Here is a 23,868-nt window from a genome sequence, read left to right as displayed (position 1 = left end):
ATGAATCGCATTTACCGCCTTTGCTGGAACGCGGCGACGTCGCAGTGGGTTGCCGCCAGCGAACTCGCGCGGAGCAGCCGCCCGGTTCCCTCGACGGCAGCGCGAGCGCGCGCACCGCGGGCCGCGTCGGTGGCGGTGGCGATCTCGCTGGCGCTTGGCGCTCCCGGACTTTCGCATGCGGGCCAGACGGGCGGTCAGATCGTCGGCGGTAACGGCAGCATCCAGCAAGGCGGCGCGGTCACGACGATCCGCCAGGACAGCCAGCGCCTGTCGCTGAACTGGCAGACGTTCGACATCGGTGCCAACGAGACCGTGAAGTTCGTCCAGCCGGGTCGCGACGCGATCGCGGTGAACCGGATCCTCGGCAACAAGGCCTCCGACATCCAGGGCCACCTCGACGCCAACGGGCAGGTCTGGCTGATCAACCCGAACGGCGTGGTGTTCGGTGAGCGGGCACAGGTCAATGTCGGCGGCCTCGTGGCGTCGACCCTCGACACCGGCGACGATTCCGTCGACGCCCGCAGCCGGACCTTCAGCGGCGATGGCAAGGGCGCGGTGATCAACAAGGGTGCGATCCACGCCGCCGACGGTGGCTATGTGGCGCTGCTCGGCAATCAGGTCTCGAACCAGGGCGTGGTGACCGCCCGGCTGGGCACCGTGGCGATGGCCGGCGGCAGCGCGGTGACGCTGAACTTCGAAGGCAGCCAGCTCGTCAACGTGCAGGTCGATCGCAGCACGCTCGACAACCTCGTCGAGAACCGCCAGCTGGTCCAGGCGGACGGCGGCCGTGTCTTCATGACGGCGGGCGCGCGCGATTCGCTGCTGGCCAGCGCGGTGAACAACACCGGCGTGGTCCGGGCGCAGACGGTCGAGAATCGCGACGGCCAGATCGTGCTGCTCGGCGGCATGACGGCCGGCCATGTGAACGTGGAGGGGACGCTCGACGCCAGCGCGCCGAACGGCGGCAACGGCGGGCATATCGAGACGTCGGCCGCGTTCGCGAACCTGGGCGCGGCGCACGTCACGGCGGCCGCCCCGCGCGGCGCGGCCGGCACCTGGCTGATCGATCCGTACGACCTCACGATCGACCAGACCGCGGCGACCACGATCTCGAACTCGCTCAACGGCGGCACCAACGTCACCGAACAGACGACCGCCGGCGGCACCCAAGGCGTCGGCGTGATCAACGCCAACGGGTCCGGCGACATCACCGTCGCCGCACCGATCACGTGGACCAACGCGGCGGCGACGCTGACGCTGGACGCGTACCGGTCGATCAACGTCAATGCGGCGATCGGTGGTCCGGGCCGCGTGACGCTGAAGGCCGGCAGCGGCGGCACGGGCGACATCGTGCTCGGCGCGGCCATCCGCGGCGATTCCGGCGTCACTCTGACGGCGGCCGGTCACTTCGTGAACCAGGCGGGTGCGGGCGCGCTCGCCGCCGCCAACGGCCGCTGGCTGGTCTATTCCTCGTCGCCGGTGGGCGACACGACGGGCGGCCTCGTGCCGGGCTTCCTCCAGTACAACGCGCCGGCCGGCACGGCGCCGGTGGTGGGCGGTAACGGATTCCTCTACGCGCTGGCGCCGACCATCGCGCTCGGCGCACCGGTGGGCACGGTCCGCAAGGACTACGACGGAGGCACCGCCGCCGCGCTGACCGGCGCCAACTTCAACGCCAGCGGTCTCGTCAACGGCGACCGCATCGCCACGGGCAGCGGCACGTACGCGAGCAAGGACGCCGCGAGCGGCCTGCAGGTCACCACGGCCACCGCCGCCAGCGCCTATACGTTCACCGCGGCCGATGGCATGACGCCCGTCTACGGATACGGCGTGTCGGGCGGCGGCGCATCCGCCAACATCGGCGTGATCGACCCGAAGCAGCTCGGCATCGCGATCGTCAACAACCCGACCAAGACGTACAACGGCACCACCACCGCGACCCTCACGGGATCGAACTACCTGATGTCAGGCCTGGTGGCCGGTGAGAGCATCACGTTCAGCCAGCCGAACACCGTGGCGTACGATGCGGCCGATGCCGGCGCGCGTACCGTCACGGCGACGTTCGTGCCCTCCAACTTCGTGGCCGCGAACAACACCAAGGTCTCGAATTACGTGCTGCCGACCGTGGCCACCGGGGTGGGCACGATCAACAAGGCGAAGGTCCAGCTCTCGGGCCTGATCGGCAACGACAAGGTCTACGACGGGACGGCCAACGACTCGCTGGACAAGAGCCGCGCATCGATCTTCGGCGTGATCGCCGCCGATGTGAACGACGCGACCCTCGACGCCAGCGCCGGCGCGGGCCTGTTCGCCGATGCGAACGTGGGCAACGGCAAGGGCGTCACGGCGACCGGCTTCCAGCTGGTGGGCAGCAAGGCGTCCAACTACGAGCTCGTCACGCAGTCGGACATCACGGCGTCGATCACCCCGAAGACCCTGACCATCGGCGGCGTCAGCGCCCTGAACAAGGTCTACGACGCCACCACCGGCGCGCTGCTCGCGTTCGACCCGGGCACGTACGGCCTGCAGGGCGTCGTCGGCAGCGATGCCGTGGCCCTCCTCTCAACCGGCGCTTCGGCCAGTTTCGCCACGAAGAACGTCGGCAACGGGCTCACCGTCACCGCCACGGGCTTCGCGCTCTCGGGCAACGGCGCCGGCAACTATCGCCTCGCGCAGCCGACCGGCCTGTCGGCCAACATCACGCCTGCGCCGTTGACGCTGACCATCACCGGCAACCCGACGCGTACCTACAACGGTACCGTCAACGCGAACCTCCGCGCCGGCGACGTCACGATCCAGGGCTGGAAGGGCAGCGACACGGGCAGCGTCGTGCAGAGCGCCGGTGCCTCGTACGACAGCAAGGATGCCGGCACGCGCACCGTCACGGCCGCCATCGAGGCATCGGACTTCAACATCGGATCGGGCACGTCGCTGTCGAACTACACGTTCGCGTCGAGCATCACCGGTCTGGGCACGATCGCCAAGGCGCCGCTGCAGTGGAAGATCGTGGGCAATCCGTCGAAGCAGTACGACGGGACGACCAACGCCACGCTGACCGGCGCGAACTACGACGTCTACGGATTCATCGTCGGCGAAGGCGCGTCGGTCACCCAGACGCGTGGCGACTATGCGACCGCCGATGCGGGTATCCGACTGGTGACCGCCACCGTCGGCGCCGGCGACTTCGCGCCCATCGCGGGAACGAACCTCGCCAATTACGTCCTGCCCACCAGCATCACCGGCTACGGGTACATCGAGAAGGCCGACACGGGCGGCGTGCTGGTCCGCATCATCGGCGTGCCCACGCGCGCCTACGACGGCACGACGCTCGCCACGCTGCTCAGCAGCGACTACCAGGTGACCGGCAACTTCCCGAGCGGCGAAGGCTTCGTCATCACCAAGACCCAGGGCACCTACGCGAGCAAGAACGTCGGCAAGCAGCCGGTGATGGTCACGCTCGATCAGGGCGACTACCAGCCCGTGGGCAACACCAACCCCGACAACTACAAGCCGCTGCCCACCGAGGCCTATGGCACGGGCGAGATCACCCGCGCGATCCTGACGGCGTCGATTGTCGGCAACCCGTCGAAGGTCTACGACGGTACGACCTACCAGACGCTGGACGTGTCGAACTACGACGTTTCGGGCTTCGCGTCCGGCGAAGGCGCCGACATCGTCCCCTCGAAGTCGGTGCACTACGACACGAAGAACGTCGGCACCAACAAGACGATCACGGCCGACATGGCCGTTACCTCGTACCTGGCGCATTCGGGTACCGACCTGTCGAACTACCAGCTCGACTTCGACGCGACCGGCACCGGCTCCATCACCGCCGCCCCCCTGCACATCGTGGGCGTGAGCGCGAACGGCAAGGTCTACGACACCACCACCGCCGCGACGCTCAACAGCGCCGGCGCGCGCCTGATCGGTCTCGTCGGCGCCGACGTGTCGAACGTGACGCTGACCCGCGGCACCACCGGCACGTTCGACAGCGCCGACGCCGGTACGCGTGGCGTGACGGCGATCGGCTTCGGCATCTCGGGCAGCGAAGCGGGCAACTACACGCTGGATCCGCTGACCGGCCTGTCGGCGACGATCAGCCCGGCCGCGCTAAATATCCTCAACGTCGCCGCGGTAAGCCGGTACTACAACGGCAACACGGCCATCGCCCTGAATACGTCCGGCGCGAGCCTCAGTGGCGTCTTCGATTCCGATGCCGGCAACGTCGTGCTCGACGCGTCGTCGGCCACGGGTTCCGTGCGGTCGCCGAACGCCGCCAATGGCCTCGACGTCACCACGACGGGCTTCGGGCTCACCGGCAGCCGCGCGTCGAACTACCGCGTCAACGCCGTCACGGGCCTCCAGGCGAACATCAACAAGGCGCCGATCGTCGCGACGATCACGGGCAATCCGACCAAGCCGTACGACGGTTCGAACTCGGTGACGCTGCTGGCCGGCGATTACACGCTCACCGGCTTCGTGAACGGGCAGGGCGCCACCATTCCGCAGTCGTCGACCTCGCGCTACCTCGGTGTGAACGCCGGTAGCAACGTCGGACTCGCCTCGACGCTCTCGGTGTCCGACTTCGTCGCCAACGCCGGCACGAACCTCGCCAACTACGCGCTGCCGACGGCGGCCTCGGGCACGCTCGGCACCATCACGCCGTTCATCATCAACCTGACCTCCACGCGCGTCTACGACGCGACGACGAACGCGGCGGCCTCGCTGTTCACGGACGGCAATGGCACCGTGCTCGGTGTGAACGGTGAACGCGTGTCGCTGACCGGCACCGGTACCCTGGTCACGAAGAACGTCGGGTCGCAGCGCGCCTTCCAGGACTTCGGCACGCTGGCGCTAGGCAACTACGGTGGTTCCTCCGCGCAGAACTACACCCTGGCCGGCGGCATCGACTGGGTGACGATCACCCCCGCCACGCTCACGGTCAGCGGCACGTTCGCCGACGACAAGGTGTACGACGGCAACCGCACGGCCACCCTCCACGGTGCGCTGCTCAACGGCGTGCTCGGCGCCGACACGGTCAACCTCAACGGGACGGGGACCGGCACGTTCGACTCGAAGAACGTCGGCACCGGCAAGGCCGTGGCCACCGCGATGACGATCGACGGTACGGACGCGATGAACTACGTCCTTCGCCAGCCGACCGACGTCACCGCCAGCATCACGCAGAAGCATGTCACGGTCAGCGCCACCGGCATCACGCGCGTCTACGACGGCACCACCGGTGCGTCGGCGACGCAGCTGAGCGTCGATGGCAAGGTCGGCAACGACGCCGTGACGGCGGGCGGCACCAAGACGTTCGACACGAAGGATGTCGGCACGGGCAAGACCATCAGCGTCAGCCAGATCGCCCTCAGCGGCACCGACGCGGGCAATTACGCGCTCGACAACGCCACGACGTCCACCACCGGCAACATCACCGCGCGCGTGATCAACCTCTCGGGTGGCCGCATCTACGACCAGACGCAGGTCGCCGCGGCCGGCACGCTCGCGATGTCCAACCTCGTCGGCGGCGAGACGCTGGTGCTGAGCGGTGCCGGCGCGCTGGGCGGCAAGAACGTGGGTGCGTACGCGGCCAGCAAGACCGGTGCGCTGGCGTTCGCGCTGGGCACGCTTGCGCTCGGCGACGGCGGCAACGGCGGCAAGGCGAGCAATTACACGCTCGTCGGCGGCACGGATACGTACAACGTCACGCGCGCGCCGCTCACCGTCAACGGCACGGTCGCCGCCAACAAGATCTATGACGGCAACACCGCGGCATCGCTCAGCGGTTCCGTCCTCGTCGGCGCCTACGGTGGCGACGACATCGGTCTGGGCAACACCGCCATCGGCGCGTTCAGCGACAAGAACGTGGGTCAGGGCAAGACGGTCACGACCTCCTTCACGCTGCTGGGCAACGACGCGGGCAACTACGCGTTGACGCAGCCGGGCAACGTCCGCGCGGACATCACGGCCAAGGGCATCACGGTCGTCGCCACGGGCGTGAACAAGGTGTACGACGGCACCACTTCTTCGACGGCGACGCTGGGCAGCGCCGACGTGGCCAACGGCGACCAGGTGTCCTACACCTGGACCAGCAACCTGTTCGCCGACAAGAACGTGGCCAACGGCATCGGCGTTCTGGTCGGCGGTATCGGTCTCACGGGTACTGGCGCAGGCAACTACACGCTGCTGAACACGCAGGCGAGCACGACGGCCAACATCACGCCGTACGTGCTCAGCCTGCAGGGCACCCGCGTCTACGACGCCACGGCGCTCGCGGCCGCGAACGTCTTCGGCGGCAGCGTGAACGGCGTCAACGGCGAGGTGCTCGGTCTCAGCGGCAGCGTCGCGCTGGCGGACAAGAACGTCGGCGCGCAGAAGACCCCGACCGACATCAGCGGCATGTCGCTCGTCGACATCGGCAATGGCCTGACGGGCAACTACAGCCTGCAGGGTGGCACGCACTGGGTGACGATCACGCCGCGCAACATCACGGGATCCATCACCGCCGGCGACAAGGTGTACGACGGCAACACCACGACCATCGCCTACGGCGTGCTCTCCGGCGTGCTGGCGAACGACGACGTCGGCTACGCCTGGACCCTGGGCAACTTCGATACGAAGAATGCCGGCAACGGCAAGACGGTGACGGTTTCGGGCCAGGTGGGCGGCGCGGACGCGGCGAACTACATCGTCACGAGCAACGCCACGACGCTGGCCAACGTCACGCCGAAGGCGATCACCGGCACCATCCTCGCCGACGACCGCGTCTACGATCGCACGACGGGCGCGACCACGCATGGCGCGCTTTCCGGCGTGATCGGCATCGACGACGTGCGTTACACCTCGACGAGCGGCCAGTTCCTCGACAAGAACGCCGGTTACGGCAAGACGGTGGTCGTCGTGGGTGTGGTCGGCGGCGCCGACAAGGACAACTACGTCGTCACCTCCAACGGGACCACCCTGGCGTCGATCGCGGCGAAGGCGATCACCGTCGCCAACACGTCGACGAACAAGGTCTACGACACCACGAACGCGGCGAGCACCAGCCTGTCGCAGACGGGCGTGATCGCCGGCGACGACGTCGTGCTGGGTGCCACGGGTTCGACGTTCGCCGATGCGAACGCCGCCACCGGCAAGACCGTGACGACCACCGGTATCGGACTCGGCGGTGCGGATGCCGCCAACTACACGGCAAACACGACCGCGACGACCCTCGCGGACATCACGCCTTATGTGCTCGACCTGCAGGGCACGCGCGTCTACGACGGCAGCAACGTGATCGCGGCGAGCGTGCTCGGCGGCAGCATCGCCGGCATCGGCGGCCAGGTGCTGGGCCTGACCGGCGCCATGCAGGTCGCCGACAAGAACGTGGGGACCCGTAAACCCGCGACGGACGTCAGCGGCATGAGCCTCGTGGATCAGGGTGGCGCGCTCGCGTCGAACTACACCTTCTTCGGCGGCGACCATTGGGCCACCATCACGCCAAAGGCGATCGTGGTCGACGCGACCGGCTCGAACAAGGTGTACGACGGCAACACGATTGCCCAGGCGAGCCTCGGCTCGGCCGGGATCGTGGGCAACGACCAGGTGACGTTCACCGGCTCGCAGGCGAACTACAGCGACCGTAACGCGGGCACCGGCAAGACGATCGTCGTCCAGGGCATCACCGCCGCCGGTGGCGATGTCGGCAACTACACGTGGAACACGACCGCGCAGACCCTCGGCGACATCACGCCGAAGGCGATCGTCGGCAGCATCGTGGCCGACGGCAAGACCTACGACGGGACGACCGCCGCGACGACGCATGGGACCCTCGCGGGTGTCGTGACCGGCGACGACGTGTCGGTCGGCACGCAGGGCGTGTTCGTCGACCGCAACGCCGGCACGGGCAAGACGGTGAACGTCGGCGGCACGCTGGGCGGTGGCGATGCGGGCAACTACGCGCTCTCGACGAACGCGACGACGCTCGCCGACATCGGGCGCGTGGTGATTTCGCTCGACGGCACGCGCGTCTACGACGGCACGGCGGCCGCGGCCGCCGCGATGTTCGGGCAGGACGGCCTGGTGGCCGGCATCGCCGGTGAGACGCTGCGCCTGTCCGGCACCGGTGCGCTCGCCAGCCGCAACGTCGCCACCCGCGAGACGGTGGCGGGCATCGGTACCCTCGCGCTCAACGACAACGGCGGCGCGCTCGCGGTCAACTACACGCTGCTCGGCGGCACGCACGTCGCGACCGTGACGCCGCTGCTCGTCCGGGCCGGCGTCTCCGCGGACGACAAGGTCTACGACGGTAGCACCTCGGCCACGACGCACGGCGCGCTGTCCGGCGTGCTCGCGGGCGACGACGTCCGGCTGACGACGAGCGGCCGCTTCCTCGACAAGAACGCGGGGCAGGGCAAGACGGTGGCCGTCGACGGTCGCATCGATGGCGTGGACGCCGGCAACTACCGCCTCGACGTCGCACCGACGACGCTCGCCTCGATCACGAAGCGTGCGGTCACCATCAGCGCCACCGGCACCAACAAGTTCTTCGATGGCAACGCGAACGACGTGGCGCCGCTGTCGGTGAGCGGCGTGCTGTCCGGTGACGTGGTGACGTTCGCCGCCTCCAGCACGCTGTTCTCGGATTCGGCGATCGGCCTCGGCAAGACCGTCACGGCCAGTGGCATCCAGGCAAGCGGCGCCGACGCGCAGAACTACGCGTACAACACGGTGGCGGTCACCTCAGCCGACATCCTGCAGAACCCCTCGCAGGGCGCGTCGTCGACGGCGGTGGCGCAGATGGACGCCGTGCTCGCGCCGGAGTCGATCGCCACCCCGTACGGTGTCGCGCAGAACCTGTCGGTCGGCCAGTACTCGGGCAACCACAAGAAGACCCGAAAGGCGGTCGAGAAAAACGTGTCGCGTAGCGATTTCACGTCCGGGCTGTCGCTCCGGTTGGTCGACGGCGGCGTCCGTGCTCCCGCGGATGCGATGCAGTGATGCGTCGCAGCGCGGGTATCCACTCCATTTTCAGTAACGGTTCGACGATGACCATGGTTCCGCTCCACCGCCGCCACACCCGCCGCCTCGCCGCCTGCATCCTGCTCGCACTGGCTTCCACGGCGCAGGCCCAGGTGCGCACGCCGCAGGCGGGCGACCTGCTCAACCAGCTGCCGCCGCCTCCGCCGCCGCAGAAGGCCGACGATACCGGCCTGCGCCTTCCGCCGGCCGCGCCCGTCTCGACCGCGGACAGCGCGCCGTTCCACGTCGGCCGCATCGAGGTCACGGGCGCGACGCTCATTCCGGCGGACGAGCTGCACGCGCTGGTCGCCTCGGGCGAGAACCAGGACCTCACGCTCGGCCAGCTCAACGCGCTCGCCGCGCGCATCACCGAGGCGTACCGCGCCAGGGGCTACCCGCTCAGCATGGCGTACGTGCCGCAGCAGGTGCTGTCCGGCGGCACGGTGCGCATCGCCGTGCAGGAAGCCCGTCTCGGCAAGGTGGTGCTCGAGAACCATTCGTCCACCAACGATCGCGTGCTGGATCGCACGCTCGATCCGTTGCGCGGCGGCGCGCCGATCACCGAGCACGGACTGGATCGCAGCCTGCTGCTGCTCGGCGACGTGCCAGGCGTGACCGAAACCTCCGTGCTTCGGCCGGGCGAGGAACCGGGCACGTCCGACCTGGCCGTGCGCACCGACGACCGCCAGCGTTATACGGGCATCGTCGCGCTGGACGATTACGGCAATCGCTACACGGGCCGCGCTCGCGCCACCGGCACGTTCAGCGTGAACGGCCTTGCCCATCAGGGCGATGCGCTGGACGCGACGGCCGTGACCGCCGGCGAGAACATGAACTATGGACGCCTTGCCTACCGCTATCTGCTGAACGGTCAGGGCACGGTGGTTGGCGCCGCGCTTTCCAACCTCGACTACAAGCTCAAGGGCGACCTGCGCGCGCTCGACGCGCACGGCACGGCGAACGTCGCCAGCGCCTGGATCAGCCACCCGTTCGTGCGCACGACCGACGGCAACCTGTACGGCCAGCTCGGCTTCGATCGCCGCCGCCTCGACGACGATATCGATGTCGTCGGCATCCGCACGCGACGTCACACATATGCATGGACCGCGACGGTGGCCGGCGATCGGCGGGACGCGAACGGTGTGACGAACTTCAACGTCACGGCCACCTACGGCCGCCTCGGGTTCGACGACGACTTCGCGGAATTCGTCGACCTGATCAGCGCGCGCACGAAGGGGCGCTACCTCAAGTACACGCTCTCGGTCGCTCGCCTGCAGAAGCTGTCGGAGAACAACGCCATCTACATCGGCTTCCAGGGCCAGTGGGCGAACCGCAACATCGACACGTCCGAGCAGTTCTACCTGGGCGGCGCCAACAACGTCCGCGGCTACGACACCGGTGCGCTCTCGGGCACGCAGGGGCAGATGCTCAACCTCGAGTTCCGTCGCACGCTGAACTTCGGCATGACCGGCACCTGGGTGGCGACCGCGTTCGCCGACGCCGGCCGCGCCACGATCTACAAGGACCGCTTCGCCCCGGGCACCAATCGCGCGCACATGCAGGACGCGGGCGTGGGCCTGCGCTGGCAGGGCGACGACCAGTGGTCGCTCGCGGCCGATGTCGCGCATCCGATTGGCGCGCGGCCCGAGATCGTGGGCGAAACGCACGACTGGCGTGCGTGGGTGCAGATCCAGAAAGGCTTCTGACGAAGGGCGTCGTGGCTTCAGGTCCGATCGGATCGTGCCTTGGGAAGGGTAGTCGCCGTCGCGGTGGCGACGTGCGACAGCACGGGCAGGGCGATCGCCCAGCCGACCGCCAGCCAGGCCACGGCGGGATAGGGATGCTCGGGTAACACGACCGCGTTCCAGCCACGCGCGGCCGCCAGATAGGCCATCGGGCCGCCGATCGCACCCAGCACGGCGGCGACGCCACGTCGCCGCCGCAGGAACGACAGCGACCGGCTGAGCGTGGTGGCGAAACACAGCCACAGCGCGAGGATCCAGACAGGCGCGCCGCCTGGCGGGAGCGACGGCGACGGCGACGCATAGCGCCACCAGCCGGCCAGAGAAGGCACGCCGTCGACGATCAGGCCGCACAGCAGCGCGAGCCCGAGGACTTTCAATTCGGCGACGAAGCGCCCGCCCAGCGCCACCTGTATCGCCACGAACACGGCAGCGGCCAGCAACGCCCAGCCGGTGTCGCCGCGCGCCGCGCCGACGACCAGCGCGAACCACACGGCCTGATAGCCGATCGCGTTGAACAACTTCGCCAGGGCGGACCCGTCGATCGTCATAGCGCGCGGCCCGGCAACGGTCGGCGTGTCGCACGGTTGTGGACATCGGGCGGGGCAGGCGTGCGCATCGTCACTTCCGGTGGTGGTCGGGAGTGTTACGTGAAAAGGCGCCGGTTTGGATGCAGCGTCAATACCATGTGCGACTCACCTCGCGGTTTGCATCCGACGAAGGCGGGGCCGGCGTAACATGGCGCCATTCCTGTCGAGGCTGATGTCATGTCCAAGAAACTGAAGATCGATTTCGTCTCCGATATCGCGTGCCCCTGGTGCGCCATCGGGCTGGGCGGGCTGGAACGCGCGCTGGAGCGCCTCGACGGCGTCGTCGACGCCGACATCGCGTTCCATCCGTTCGAACTCAATCCGTCGATGCGCGCCGGTGGCGAGAACACGGTGGAGCACATCGTCGCGAAGTACGGCATTCCGGCGGACGAAGCCCGCATGAACCGCGAACGCATCAAGGAGCGCGCCGCCACCGTCGGTTTCACGTTCAATACCTCCGACGACACGCGCATCTACAATACGTTCGACGCGCACCGCCTCATGGCGTGGGCGGCGGGCACGGGCAGGCAGCAGGCACTGAAACGCCAGCTGTTCATCCTGAACTTCACCGACCAGACGGACCCTGGCGATCACGACGCGCTCGTCGCCGCGGCGGAGAAGGCCGGGCTCGACCCGGTCGAAGCACGCGCCGTCCTCGCGTCCGATCGATACGGCGACGACGTACGTCGCAGCGAGGCCCTCTGGCAGAGCCGCGGGATCACTGGCGTGCCAGCCGTCATCGTCAACGACCGCTATCTGATCTCCGGCGGCCAGCCGCCGGAAGAGTTCGAACGCCAGCTCCGGAAGATCGCCGCCGAAGGCTGATGCATCGCGGTCACCGCGGGCGGCCGATTCAGGCGACGCCCGCGCCCTGCCTTTCGAGCACCGCGTCGACCCAACGCGTGACGTCGTCGGTAGAGGGCGTGTCCGCGGAGAACAGGATCCGGTAGATCAACGGCGCGACGACGCCGTCGAGCAACGCGTCGGTCGGCGCGGGATGCTCGCCGCGCCCCGACGCACGCTCCGCGATGGCTTCGAGTTGTTGCGCGCAGAAACTCGCGCAACGCCCCGGGTTGTCGCGACCCTGGGCGCTGAGGATGTCACGCAACAGGGATCGGCCGGGGTCCGACGACATCTCGTCGCGATACTGCTCGAGCCACGTGAGCAGATCGCTCCGGTAAGCCCCTGTGTCGGCGGGCGGGGTGTCCGGCTGCATCCGCGAGACCGCGACGTCGGCCAGCAGCTGCGCAAGATCGCCCCAACGGCGATAGATCGTGGACGGCGTGACGCCCGCGCGGGCGGCGATGGCCGGCACCGTCACGCCGTCGCGGTCGGAGGCCTGCAGTTCGTTCACCGCCTGATGCACGGCCGCCTGAACCCGGGCACTGCGGCCGCCCGGGCGGATGCCGGGGGCGCGCGGGGGGACGGAGGAGGTCTCGTTCATGCATCGAAGTGTATCACTAACGCAAATCCATTGCTTTAAGCTTGAGGAAGCGTAGACTAAAGCGCATTCTTTGCTTTAGGCCTGCCCCATGAACGCCTCGCACACCCGCTGGCCGATGGCGGTGCATACCGCCTCGTTGATCGTCTTCATCGCGGCCTCCACCGCGCCGACGCCCCTTTACCGGATCTATCAGGCGACGTGGCAGTTCACGCCGACGCTGCTGAGCGTGATCTTCGCGGTGTATGCGTTCGCGCTGCTGATGGCGCTGCTCTTCGCCGGGCGACTGTCCGACCATCTGGGCCGCAGGTCGGTGATCGGCGGCGCGATAGGCCTGGATATCGTCGCGATGCTCGTCTTCCTCGAGGCCAGCAGCCCCGGTTGGCTCGTCGCGGCGCGCGTGCTGCAGGGTGTCGCGACGGGCATCGGCATGTCGACGCTCGCGGCCGCCATCCTCGACCTGGACCGGCAGCGCGGCGCGACGGTGAACAGCCTCGCTCCGATGCTCGGTCTGGGCGCGGGCGCCCTCGGTAGTACCGCGCTCGTCGTGCTCGCCCCGGCGCCGCTGCGCACGGTGTTCGTCGTGCTGATCGTGCTGCTCGTCATCGCCGCGCTGCTGACGCGCGTCACACCCGAAACCGCGGCGATGAAGCCCGGCGCGTGGGCGAGCCTGCGTCCGCACGTCCGTGTGCCGGCAAGGGCATCGGCCGCGTTCAGCGCCGTGACGCCGCTCAACGGCGCGGCCTGGATGCTGGGCGGCTTTTATCTTTCCCTGATGCCTTCGCTGGTGGCGAAGACCACCCACGCGACGTCGCCGTGGATCGGCGGACTCGTCGTGACCGCCCTGATGGTGAGCGGCGCGTTCGCGGTGCTGCAGGGCCTCAATCATTCGGCGCTACGGTCGCTCAAGCAGGGCGCGATCGCGCTGGCGGGCGGCCTCGTGCTCGTACTGGTCGGCGCGAACGTCGGCTCGGGCGCGTTCCTGCTGATCGCATCGATCGTCGCGGGTGCCGGCTTCGGCGCCTCGTTCCTCGGTGCCGTGCGCAGCATCGTACCGCTCGCCGAGCCGCACGAACGCAGCGCGCTCATGGCCGCGTTCTATATCCAGAGCTATCTGAGTTTCAGCGTGCCGACCATCGCCGTGGGCTACCTCGCGCAGCATCAGGGCCTGCTCGCCGCGGCGAACGTGTATGGCGCGATCATCGTGGCGCTGGCCCTGGCCGCGCTCGCGTGGATCGTTGCGCGGGCGCGGCACGTGCATGCCGCGGCGCTCTCGTGACGCGCGGAGGCACTTGAGCCGAGTATATGCCGCCATGCTGTCCCACGCGGATGTTACGCTGACGTCGCCATCGCGGCGCTGGATGCGGGCACGGCGTTCCGCAATCTCCAGTGCGTGATGCAGAAGACCAGCAGTCCGAGCGACGTGAAGATGAAGCCTGCCCATGCCGCCGCGAGGTAACCCAGGTTCGCGGCGACGAAAAGGCCCCCGGACCACGCGCCGATCGCGTTGGAGAGATTCAGCGACGCGAGATTCATCGCGCCCATGAGGGTGGGTGCCTCGGGGGCAGCCTGGGTGAGGTGGACCTGGATCGTCGGGATGGCCATCATCATCGTCATTCCTACGCCGAAAAGGCAGGCCACCATCACCCAGGGTTCCGTGCCTTGGGTCGCAAGCGTCGCCAGCACGACGAGTGCGCCAATGAAGCCAACGACGAGGCCTCGATAGCGATAGTGGTCGGCGAGGTGCCCGCCCACCAGGTTTCCGAGGGTCATGCCGACGCCGTAAGCGGCGAGGGCAACGGGTATCCACGCGGGGCCGAGCATGTCCACTTCAGTAACGAACGGGCCGACAAAGGTATATACGGCGAAGATGCTCGAGATACCGAGCGCGGCCACCAGCATGGTGAGCCACACCAGGCCCTTCCGTAACGAGGCCAGCTCCTGTACCACCGGTCCGCCATTCAGGGCATTCGTGCGCGGCACCCACGCGAACAGCGCCAGGAAGCCGAGCGCCGCAAGGCCGGCGACAGCGAAATACGTATTCCGCCATCCCAGATGCTGACCGAGAAAGGTCGCCATCGGCGAGCCGACGATGGTAGCGACGGTGAGCCCCGTCATGACGATGGCGAAGGCCCGGCCACCCTTGCCGGGACCGACGATGTACGAGGCGACGACCGCGCCGGCGCCGAAGTAGGCGCCCTGGGGAAGACCACTTATGAAGCGCGCGGCGGCGAACATGCCCAGGTTGAGGGCGCAGGCGGAGAGCACGTTGCCGATCACGAACAGCGTCATCAGCGCCAGCAGGAGGTTCCTGCGGTTCCACCGTGCGGCGGCAAGCGTGATGAGCGGCGCGCCGATGACCACGCCGAAGGCGTACGCCGTGATCGCATCCGTCGCCTCGGGGATCGAAATACCGAGGCTTCCTGCGAAAAGCTGGAGAATGCCATGCTCGCGAATTCCGAAGTGCCGATGCAGAAGCTGCCAAGCGCCAGTGCGAAGAGGGTGAGTCCGCAGCGGCGCAGGATGCGAGTCTCGTCGGCGTGCGTGCTTACGGCGGCGCATTGGGCTTCGTACGCTTTCTCATGCATGGCTGAAACCTTCAGTTAGACCAAACCCGTTAACGAGCCCGCTCGTGGCGGAAGTCGGTGGACGGAGGACTGATCCGGAATACCACGCGTCGCGCAGCGCGGGCACGTAAATCGTTGCAAAGAGGTGTGTGGGCAGTCCGTCGCAGCCTCTTTGCGTTAGCGCTTTGTGGCAACGCATTGGCGGCATCCCGGCGGACCCTGACCGTGGTCATCGCCGGGCCGGCGCTCATGGTCGCGAGCCTGCTGCTCGCGCCGGTACGGAGTCGATCCTCACATGACGTGAGGCGCTACCGGCGTCCCGTCCGAGTACGTGCTGGTCGCCAGCAGGAACACGGAGATCGGGGGCAGGGTGGCGGCGTCGGCATCATGCCCCGGAAGCAGGTACCAATAGTTTCCGCCGATCAGCGGCGATCCCGGCAGGTTCGCTCCCCACGTGGTTCCATCCCTGGCCGGCACGTAGAACATGATGTGCGCCATGTTGTGCTCGCCTTGCGCGGATAGATACGCGTTCTTCGACATCATGTAGCACATGGCGCCGGCCTGTAGCGGCGGGATGGCGCCGGTCCGGAGGGCCGTCTTGATGCGGTCCATGACTTCCGCATCAGTCTTGCCGGCCAGTGTCAGGGCGGTGCGGAGCTTGAGCAGCGCCGTCATGGTCGGGACCGCGGTCGGGTTGTCGCAGGCGGCCGCCAGGATCTTCGGGTCCCAGCGTTCGGGCCAGTCGGGAGCGCCACTGAAGCCACGGGCCACGTAGCAGACGAAGCCGTTGGTGCCCTTCACCGCGGTCTCGTAGCCCTTGCGGGTCAGTCCCAGGACGGTGGCGTCCTTCGAGATCGACTCGGGGGCCGCACTCCTGGCCAGCGTGATCTCCGCGGCTCGGTCCATGAGATAGGCGTCGACCGGCGCCATGCGGGTGACGTCTTCGGCATGGAGCGACGCGCTGGCCAGGCCGAGGAGGAGGGTGACGGCACAGGCGGCGACGCGGCCGAGTTGGCCGCTGCGGACGATGCCGGGACGGGACGGGGCGGTATGGACGTTCATTCGGAGTTCTCCTGGATGGCGGAGGTCGCCACATATAGGCGTCGAATGAGCAACCCGGAAATCGACACCGTCGGACGCGTCGCTGGCTGGATGCTAGTCCGGGGCTCTCCAACACCGCAAGGAAACCTCAGGTGCTGACGAAAGGCACATGCGGCGTGGGTGGGTGTTGCCGGTAGGGTGGGGCAAACGCGCCTTTGGGGTCATGGAACGACAATGAACATCTTCGCGCCGTTGATCCGACGTCCCGCCGGTGCATCGTTGCTGGGGATCGGATTGCTCATCGCCGGCACGTGGGCGTACATGCTGCTTGGCGTCGCCGCGTTGCCTTCGCTGGATCTTCCCGCCGTGGTCGTCTTCGCACAGATGCCCGGCGCCAATGCCGACACGATGGCCAACACGGTCATGGCGCCCCTCGAGCGGTACCTGGGACGCATCCCCGGCGTGAAGCAGATGAGTGGTATCGCGAACGAGGGATCGGTGCAGGTCCAGATATTGTTCGAGTTCGGGGTGGATACCGACTCGGTCGCGCGCGACGTCCAGGCCGCCATCAATGCGTCCGCCGTGGACCTGCCGACGGGCATGCCCAATCCACCGCAGTACGCGAAATTCGATACGTCGCAGATGCCGATCCTGTTGGTGACGCTGACCTCGACGAGCCTCCCGCCGGACCGACTGTACGACCTGGCCGACACGCTCGCGAAGCCGGCCGTCGCGCAGATCGAGGGGGTAGCAAATGTGCAGCTTTCGGGCGGATCGCCGCACGCGATCCGGATCGAGCTCGACAACCTCTCCCTGTCGGCGAAGGGCATCACCGCGAACGATGTAAGTAACGCGCTGGTCGCGGCCAATGTCACGTCGGCGCTCGGCGTCATCCGGAGCGGTCACACGCAGATGACCGTGGTGGCGACCGACGCCATGCAGACGGCCGCTGAGTTCGACCACCTGCTGATCGCCGTGCGCAACAACGTACCTGTCCGTTTGTCCGACGTGGGTCGCGTGACGAGCGGACCGGAGGATCAGTACCAGGGCGCGTGGTTCAATGGCGAACGGACGGTCGTCATGCAGATCAGCAAGCGACCGGAGGCGAACGCCGTCGCCACGGTGGAAACGATCCGGTCCAGACTCCCCGAACTGCGCGGGCTGCTCCCGAAGGACATCACGATACGGCCCATCTTCGACCTGACGCAGACCACCCGGTCGGGGCTTCACGAGGTGGAGCTGACGTTACTGCTGAGCGTGCTGACCGTCGCCGCGGTAATGCTCGTGTTCCTCCGCCAATGGGGGCCGATGCTGATCGCCATGGCGAGCGTGCCGTTGTCGCTGGCCGGTGCCTTCGTGGCCATGTGGATGTTCGGTTTCTCGCTCAACACGCTGTCCCTCATCGCGCTGGTGCTCGCGATCGGTTTCGTCGTGGACGACGCCATCGTGGTGATCGAGAACATCGTGCGGCACATGGAACTGGGGCTGTCGCCACTCGACGCGGCGCTGGTGGGCACGAAGGAAATCGGGTTCACGGTCGTTTCCATCACGCTCTCGCTCATCGCCGTCTTCGCGCCCATGGTGTTCGGTAACAACATCTTCGTATCGCTGGTGCGGGAGTTCTCCGTCACGCTCACCGCGGCGATCATCGTGAGCGCGGTGGTTTCGCTCACGATCGCGCCGGCGCTCTGCGCGCACTTCTTCCAACGGCGCACCGGCAGCGATAGCCATCGGTTCGCCACGCTCGAGCGTCGTCTGGAGCGATTCGACGACGCGATGCTGCGTGTCTACCAGCGGATGCTCGCATGGGCCATGCGTCACCGCAGGATCATGCGCTGGCAACCGGTGGCCCTCATCGCGCTGACCGTCCTCATGGCGGTCGCCGTCGCGATGACGGCCGGTGGCGGCATCATGCCCGACGAGGACCTCGGCATGCTGCAGGCGAACGTGCGTACCGATGCGAACGTGTCGCCGGATCAGCTCGCGCGGCGCGCCAGGGACGTTTCCGCCGTCATGCTCGCGGACCCGGACGTTCTGGATGTCACCACCGTGCTCGGCGGTGCGAATGGTCCCGGCGGCGCCGTCGGAAGCACGGCGTCGTTCTACATCGATTTGAAACCTTTCGCGGAACGGGACGCCTCGGTCGACGAGGTGATCAAGCGCCTGGGCGAGACGTTCAAGGGGTGGGGCGACCTCGAGGTGGCACTCACGGCGGTGCAGTTCTTCGGCGGCGGCGGGGACACCCGTTCGGGTGGTGGCCAGTACCAGATGCAGCTGACCAGTTCCTCCGGACGAAGCCTGCAGGACACCACGCTCGAACTGGCGAAGCGGTTCCGTGCGCTTCCCCAGCTGCGCGACGTAGGTACGAGTTTCGACGGCATCGGCATGGAGCAGTCCGTGACCGTGGACCGCGAGGCGGCCTCGCGGCTCGGGGTGACGATGAGCAGGGTCGACGAGGCGCTGTACAACGCCTTCGGGCAACGGCCCGTATCGACCATCTATTCGGACATCAACCAGTATCGCGTCGTGCTGACGTCCTCGGGAGCGAGCTCGCTGCAGCCGGGCACTCTTCTGAACACCTACGTCCGCGGCGCACAGGGGCGCATGATCCCACTATCGGCGGTCGCGAGCATCGCGCCGTCCATTACGCCGACGGCGGTCAGCCACTGGAACCAGCTGGAATCCTCCGCCATCACGTACAACCTCGCACCGGGTGTCAGCCAGGTCGAAGGCATCAAGATCGTGGACGACCTGGTCGACCAGGCGAGGCTGCCTCCGGGGGTGCAGAGCGATTATTCGGGCAGCAACCAGAAACTCATCGAGGCGGTCGTGGGTGCCATCGTGATGCTCGTCGCCGTGATCGTGATCATGTACGTCCTGCTGGGCATGCTCTACGAGAGCCTCGTCCATCCGCTCACGATCCTGTCGACGCTCCCCGCGGCGGGCATGGGCGCCTACCTCGCCATGCTCGTGACACAGACCCCGCTCACGCTCATGTCCGTGATCGCCGTGCTTATGCTCATCGGCATCGTCAAGAAGAACGCCATCATGATGGTTGATTTCGCGCTGGTCGCCGAACGGAGACACGGCATGGGGCCGGTGGAGGCCATCACGGAAGCCGCGCTGGTCCGGTTCCGTCCGATCACCATGACGACGCTCGCCGCGATGGGTGCGGCGCTGCCGCTCGCGATTGGGTTCGGTGTCGGATCGGACGTACGCAGGCCGCTCGGCATCGCGATGCTCGGCGGACTGATCGTCTCGCAGATGCTTACCTTGCTCAGCACGCCGGCGATCTACCTGTGGAAGCACGACCGCGCGCAGCGCAAGGCGTTCAAGCGATCGGGCGCGACGGGTTCGCGTGTCGAGGCTTCGCCAATAGCCTGACCGCAGGGCATTTACCCGCTGAACTCGACGATCAGACGGTGCAGACGGTCACACGCGCCCGGGAGTCTGGCTTCGTCCGCGGTGGCGATGCCCAGAAGCAGACCTGGTTGTCGTGCACTTGCGGGACTGAACCAAGCGGATAGCGGCTCAGGTGCAAGGCCCCAAGTGCGAGCCTCCTTCGCCAGCGCGACGTCAGACACCCCAGCACCAAGTCGCACAAGCGCGGCGAGTCCGCCGATGCTCACTTGGTAGCCTTTGTTCTCCAAATTGCTTCGCAGAGCCTCGCCTCTGGCCGCGTACACACGCTTCATGCTGCGAAGATGCCGCATGTAGTGACCTTCGCCCATGAAGCGTGCCGTTGCCAGCTGCACTGCCGGCCCAGGCGCCGAGCCGAGGCACATCACCGCCTCCGTGAAGCGATCGGTCAGCTCCGAAGGCGCAACGATGAAGCCTAGGCGCAGCGTGGGGCTGATGGTTTTGCTAAACGAACCGATATGGATCACGCGCCCGTGACCGTCCAGACCCGCCAACGCAGGTGCAGCGCGGCGTCGGAGTTGTAGCTCGCCCAGATAGTCGTCTTCGACGATCCACGCGCCAGTGCGTGCCGCCCATTCGATCAACGCCACTCGTCGACTGAGCGAGAGGGTGCCTCCGAGTGGCGCCTGTTGCCCGGGTGTTACCAGAGCGAGCACCGCGTTCGGAAAGGTCTCGACACCATAGCCGACGTCCATACCATCGTCGTCGACCGGCACGTCAACGGGAACAAGCTGGGCTAGCTCAAGCGCGCGACGAGTTTGGAAAAACCCCGGATTTTCCATCCAGGCTGCTCCGCCTTCCAAGCGTAGCACCCGCAGCGTGAGCTCCAATGCGCCGGCAAAACCGGCGGTTACGAATATTTGGGATGGACGGCACGCGACGCCCCGCGCGATCGCGAGGTGTGCAGCGATTTCGCGACGCAACTCCAGCTCGCCACGTGGATCGGGATACGCCGCCGGCATCGCAACCTCACGCCGGGCGGCATTTGCTCGCAAGCGAGCGAATAGGCTTGCCGGGAAGCAGTCGGAGGCCGGTACACCCATCTGGAACATCGCGGGCCCGACGAATAGGTGCTGATAGAGCTCCGGCACATCGTCGGAACCGTTCGGCGGGGCGACCCGCAGGGTCCCAGGATGTTCGGCGACCCGCGTACCACCGGGTCGCGTCGAGGTGATGACCTGTTCGTCAGCCAGCCGCTCGTACGCGGCCTTGACCGTGCCGCGAGCCACGCCCAGCTGCGCCGCTAAGGCACGCCAGGACGGCAACTTCGCCCCTGGTGCCAGCGCGCCACTACGGATGGCGGATAGCACTCCCAGCCTGATCTGCTCGGCCAGCGTCGATGCGGCCGATCGGTCAATTCGGATGTTTAGCCCATGTGTCATGACTCATGGTACATCGGAAAAATCGAGTTTTGGTTCTTTTGGATGCACCTTGCTGGGCGCATGCTTGCGTCATTCCGACAAGGAGGACCCTATGCCGACCAAACGCTTGCTTCTCGCCGCGCTCCTATCCTTTGCACTCGGCGGGACGAATTGTGCACTCGCCCATGATGGCGTGGTGACACCTAACTTCTCCCATTCGATACCCAACATTCCGGGCAAATCGCTCGTCGCGGTGGAGGTCGAATACCCCCCGGCGGGAGCTTCGACGCCCCATCGCCACGCCCGCTCCGCTTTTATCTATGCGTACGTGGTCTCCGGTGCGATTGAAAGCCAGGCCGACGACGGTCCTGCCAAGGTCTACCGCGCCGGGGAGTCGTTCTACGAAGCACCTGGTGCACATCACCGCATCAGCCGAAATGCGAGCAAGAGCGAGCCGGCCAAGCTGCTTGCCGTGTTCGTCGTCGACAGCGGCGAGCAACCCCTTACCACCCCCGACAAATAGGTACTGCCATGTCTCCTCGCATCAATTACACCCAAGTGGCACCTGCAGGCGCCAAAGCGCTCGGCTCTTTGTACGGCTACATCACGCAGTCCGACCTCGATCCCATCCTTGTGGATCTGGTGTACCTGCGTGTGAGCCAGATCAATGGCTGCGCTTACTGTCTGGACATGCATACACGCGACCTCATGAAGCGCGGCGTGACCATCGAGAAGCTCGCGTTGCTTCAGGCGTGGCGCGAAGCAGGTAAGGTCTTCAGCGAGCGCGAAAAAGCCGCACTCGCCTGGGCTGAAACCGTGACCCGGGTTGCAGAAACAGGCGTCCCGGAGGACGATTTCAAGGCTGCTTCAGCTGTCTTCACCGAGAAGGACCTGGTCGACCTGACGTTCGCCATCGGCTTGATGAATACCTATAACCGCCTGGCCATCAGCTTCCGCAATACTCCGCAAGCTGCATTGCGTGCCGAAGGTTGAGCCGCGGAGCACGTCCCATGTTGGCCCCACAGCTCCCCGAGATCCATATTCCCGACAGCCCGCTTGCCCAGCAGGCGATCGAGCTCATCCGCGATTGTGAGAGTGAGTTGCTCTTCCTGCACTCGATGCGCGTTTACGCGTGGGGCGCTTTGGCGGGGCGGCGCGACGGCTTGGTTTTCGATCCTGAACTACTACTCGTCGGCGCGTTATTCCACGATCTGGGTCTTGTGGAACGGTTCCGCGGCAGCACACTTCGCTTCGAAGTGGACGGGGCCAACGCCGCGCGCGACTTCCTGGTCAGCCACGGTGTCGCCGGGGCCGAAGTCGATAAGGTGTGGGCTGCTATCGCGTTACACACCACACCTGGCATCCCTCAATTCATGCACGCCGAGGCCGCGCTGCTACACATGGCGACAGGTATGGACGTGGCGGGCCGTGCCTACGACCAATTCACCGACGCCGAGCGGAGCGCTGTGACGAATGCCTGGCCGCGCGGGACCGACTTCAACCAGGCGATCATCGACACGTTCTATGACGGGCTGAGGCACCGGCCGGACAGTACGTTTGGGACGTTCAACGACGATTTCCTGGCCGCCAAGGACCCTCATTTCCAGCGCGTCGACCTGTGCAGCATGATCCTTCAATCACCATGGGCGCGATGATGCGCCTCCGCCATCGCCTGGTCCGGAGCCGCATCATTCGTGGCTCGCGAATTCCTTCCGCCTAGCAACAGCCGGGCCCATTCAACGAGAAGAACGCATGCAATCCCGCACGTTTCTCATTACTGGTGCAAGCAAGGGCATTGGTCGTTCACTGTCTGAACGGCTCGCCCGAGCTGGTCATCAGGTCGTTGGCGTCGCGCGCCAGGCCGATGCGAGCTTTCCTGGCGAGTTGGTTTCGCTAGATCTCGCCGACAGCGTTGCCACCAAGCGTGCGTTGAGCGAGCTGAGCGCCCGTTATGCCTTCGACGGCGTAGTCAACAACGTCGCTGTGGTGCGGCCACAGGCCATCGATGATATCGATCTCGATACGTTCGATGCGACGGTTGCCCTCAATCTCCGTCCGGCGATTCAAACGCTACAGGCCCTTCTACCGGGAATGCGGCAACGCGGATGGGGGCGAATCGTCAATATCTCGAGCCTGACCATCCTGGGCATGATCGAGCGAACCGCTTATGCTGCCGCCAAGAGCGCGATGGTGAGCTTCACCCGATCGTGGGGCCTGGAGTTGGCGCGGACTGGCATTACCGTGAACGCGGTCGCGCCCGGCCCAACGGAGACTGTACTCTTCCGCGAAAACAATCCGCCCGGGAGCGTCGGCGAGCAGCGGTACCTCGCCTCGGTACCCATGAATCGGTTCGGTAAGCCAGAGGAGCTCGCGGCGGCAATAGATTTCTTCCTGGGAGAGGAGGCAAGCTTTATCACCGGGCAGACGCTATACGTGGACGGTGGAGCATCGATCGGCAAGCTGCAGTTCTGATCTCGCTTGGTGTCGACGTCATCGGGGCCTGTCCTACAGTAGCCAGCTGTCACATCTTTGCGCTTCGCCTCGGCACTCCCCGTGTCGGCTTTGTGCTGCTAGGCGACGAAGAATGGTGCCCTCAGGATATCCTGACACTTCGTGTCACGGTGCCTTCAACGCATGGCGTAAGATGGAGCTTACGCCGATGGCGACTGCGGCTACGCGATCGCTGTTCGTGGACGTTTC

The 23,868-nt window shown here is 66.7% G+C and carries 14 protein-coding genes; 9 read left to right on the top strand and 5 right to left on the bottom strand.

Going from position 1 to position 23,868, the window contains the following annotated elements; translation table 11 throughout:
* Together BMW54_RS05110 and BMW54_RS05105 are read left to right on the top strand one after the other, a co-directional pair.
* Positions 1 to 8,985, top strand: a complete 8,985-nt coding sequence (locus BMW54_RS05110) for a YDG domain-containing protein (RefSeq protein ID WP_090053499.1) — start codon at positions 1 to 3, stop codon at positions 8,983 to 8,985.
* 47 nt (positions 8,986 to 9,032) lie between these two features.
* Positions 9,033 to 10,712: a ShlB/FhaC/HecB family hemolysin secretion/activation protein gene (locus BMW54_RS05105; RefSeq protein WP_175472768.1), complete on the top strand. Its 1,680-nt coding sequence runs from the start codon at positions 9,033 to 9,035 to the stop codon at positions 10,710 to 10,712.
* 17 nt (positions 10,713 to 10,729) lie between these two features.
* Here BMW54_RS05105 and BMW54_RS05100 read toward each other — a convergent pair whose 3' ends face one another.
* Entirely contained in the window at positions 10,730 to 11,299 is a 570-nt protein-coding gene (locus BMW54_RS05100) for a DUF2878 domain-containing protein (protein WP_217642611.1), read from the bottom strand.
* 216 nt (positions 11,300 to 11,515) lie between these two features.
* Between BMW54_RS05100 and BMW54_RS05095 the strand changes: the two genes are divergently transcribed.
* The gene (locus BMW54_RS05095) at positions 11,516 to 12,163 is read left to right on the top strand and encodes a DsbA family oxidoreductase (RefSeq protein ID WP_090053496.1); all 648 of its coding nucleotides are present in this window, start codon (positions 11,516 to 11,518) and stop codon (positions 12,161 to 12,163) included.
* A gap of 28 nt (positions 12,164 to 12,191) precedes the next feature.
* Here BMW54_RS05095 and BMW54_RS05090 read toward each other — a convergent pair whose 3' ends face one another.
* Positions 12,192 to 12,782, bottom strand: a complete 591-nt coding sequence (locus BMW54_RS05090) for a TetR/AcrR family transcriptional regulator (RefSeq protein ID WP_090053495.1) — start codon at positions 12,780 to 12,782, stop codon at positions 12,192 to 12,194.
* A gap of 88 nt (positions 12,783 to 12,870) precedes the next feature.
* Between BMW54_RS05090 and BMW54_RS05085 the strand changes: the two genes are divergently transcribed.
* On the top strand, positions 12,871 to 14,058 hold the full coding sequence (locus tag BMW54_RS05085) for an MFS transporter (RefSeq protein WP_090053493.1): 1,188 nt from the start codon (positions 12,871 to 12,873) through the stop codon (positions 14,056 to 14,058).
* A 53-nt stretch (positions 14,059 to 14,111) separates the two neighbouring features.
* Here the strand turns inward: BMW54_RS05085 and BMW54_RS05080 are convergent, their stop codons facing one another.
* Positions 14,112 to 15,341, bottom strand: coding sequence for an MFS transporter (locus BMW54_RS05080; RefSeq protein WP_217642610.1), 1,230 nt, complete (start codon positions 15,339 to 15,341; stop codon positions 14,112 to 14,114).
* A gap of 296 nt (positions 15,342 to 15,637) precedes the next feature.
* Positions 15,638 to 16,408: a hypothetical protein gene (locus BMW54_RS05075; RefSeq protein ID WP_090053492.1), complete on the bottom strand. Its 771-nt coding sequence runs from the start codon at positions 16,406 to 16,408 to the stop codon at positions 15,638 to 15,640.
* 213 nt (positions 16,409 to 16,621) lie between these two features.
* Here BMW54_RS05075 and BMW54_RS05070 point away from each other — a divergent pair, with 213 nt between their 5' ends.
* Positions 16,622 to 19,771: an efflux RND transporter permease subunit gene (locus BMW54_RS05070; protein ID WP_090053490.1), complete on the top strand. Its 3,150-nt coding sequence runs from the start codon at positions 16,622 to 16,624 to the stop codon at positions 19,769 to 19,771.
* A gap of 11 nt (positions 19,772 to 19,782) precedes the next feature.
* Here BMW54_RS05070 and BMW54_RS05065 read toward each other — a convergent pair whose 3' ends face one another.
* Positions 19,783 to 21,189, bottom strand: a complete 1,407-nt coding sequence (locus BMW54_RS05065; protein ID WP_090053489.1) for a MocR-like pyridoxine biosynthesis transcription factor PdxR — start codon at positions 21,187 to 21,189, stop codon at positions 19,783 to 19,785.
* Positions 21,190 to 21,280: 91 nt separating this feature from the next.
* Between BMW54_RS05065 and BMW54_RS05060 the strand changes: the two genes are divergently transcribed.
* From BMW54_RS05060 to BMW54_RS05045, 4 genes are all read left to right on the top strand, one after another.
* Entirely contained in the window at positions 21,281 to 21,691 is a 411-nt protein-coding gene (locus BMW54_RS05060) for a cupin domain-containing protein (protein ID WP_090053487.1), read from the top strand.
* An 8-nt stretch (positions 21,692 to 21,699) separates the two neighbouring features.
* The gene (locus tag BMW54_RS05055) at positions 21,700 to 22,161 is read left to right on the top strand and encodes a carboxymuconolactone decarboxylase family protein (RefSeq protein ID WP_090053485.1); all 462 of its coding nucleotides are present in this window, start codon (positions 21,700 to 21,702) and stop codon (positions 22,159 to 22,161) included.
* 17 nt (positions 22,162 to 22,178) lie between these two features.
* Positions 22,179 to 22,823, top strand: coding sequence for an HD domain-containing protein (locus BMW54_RS05050; RefSeq protein ID WP_090053483.1), 645 nt, complete (start codon positions 22,179 to 22,181; stop codon positions 22,821 to 22,823).
* 97 nt (positions 22,824 to 22,920) lie between these two features.
* Complete coding sequence (locus tag BMW54_RS05045; RefSeq protein WP_090053481.1) at positions 22,921 to 23,640, top strand: SDR family oxidoreductase; 720 nt, start codon at positions 22,921 to 22,923, stop codon at positions 23,638 to 23,640.
* Positions 23,641 to 23,868 lie beyond the last annotated feature (228 nt).

Source organism: Luteibacter sp. 329MFSha, from assembly GCF_900111665.1.
Classification (GTDB): domain Bacteria; phylum Pseudomonadota; class Gammaproteobacteria; order Xanthomonadales; family Rhodanobacteraceae; genus Luteibacter.
This window is presented reverse-complemented; position numbering and strand designations above follow the sequence as displayed.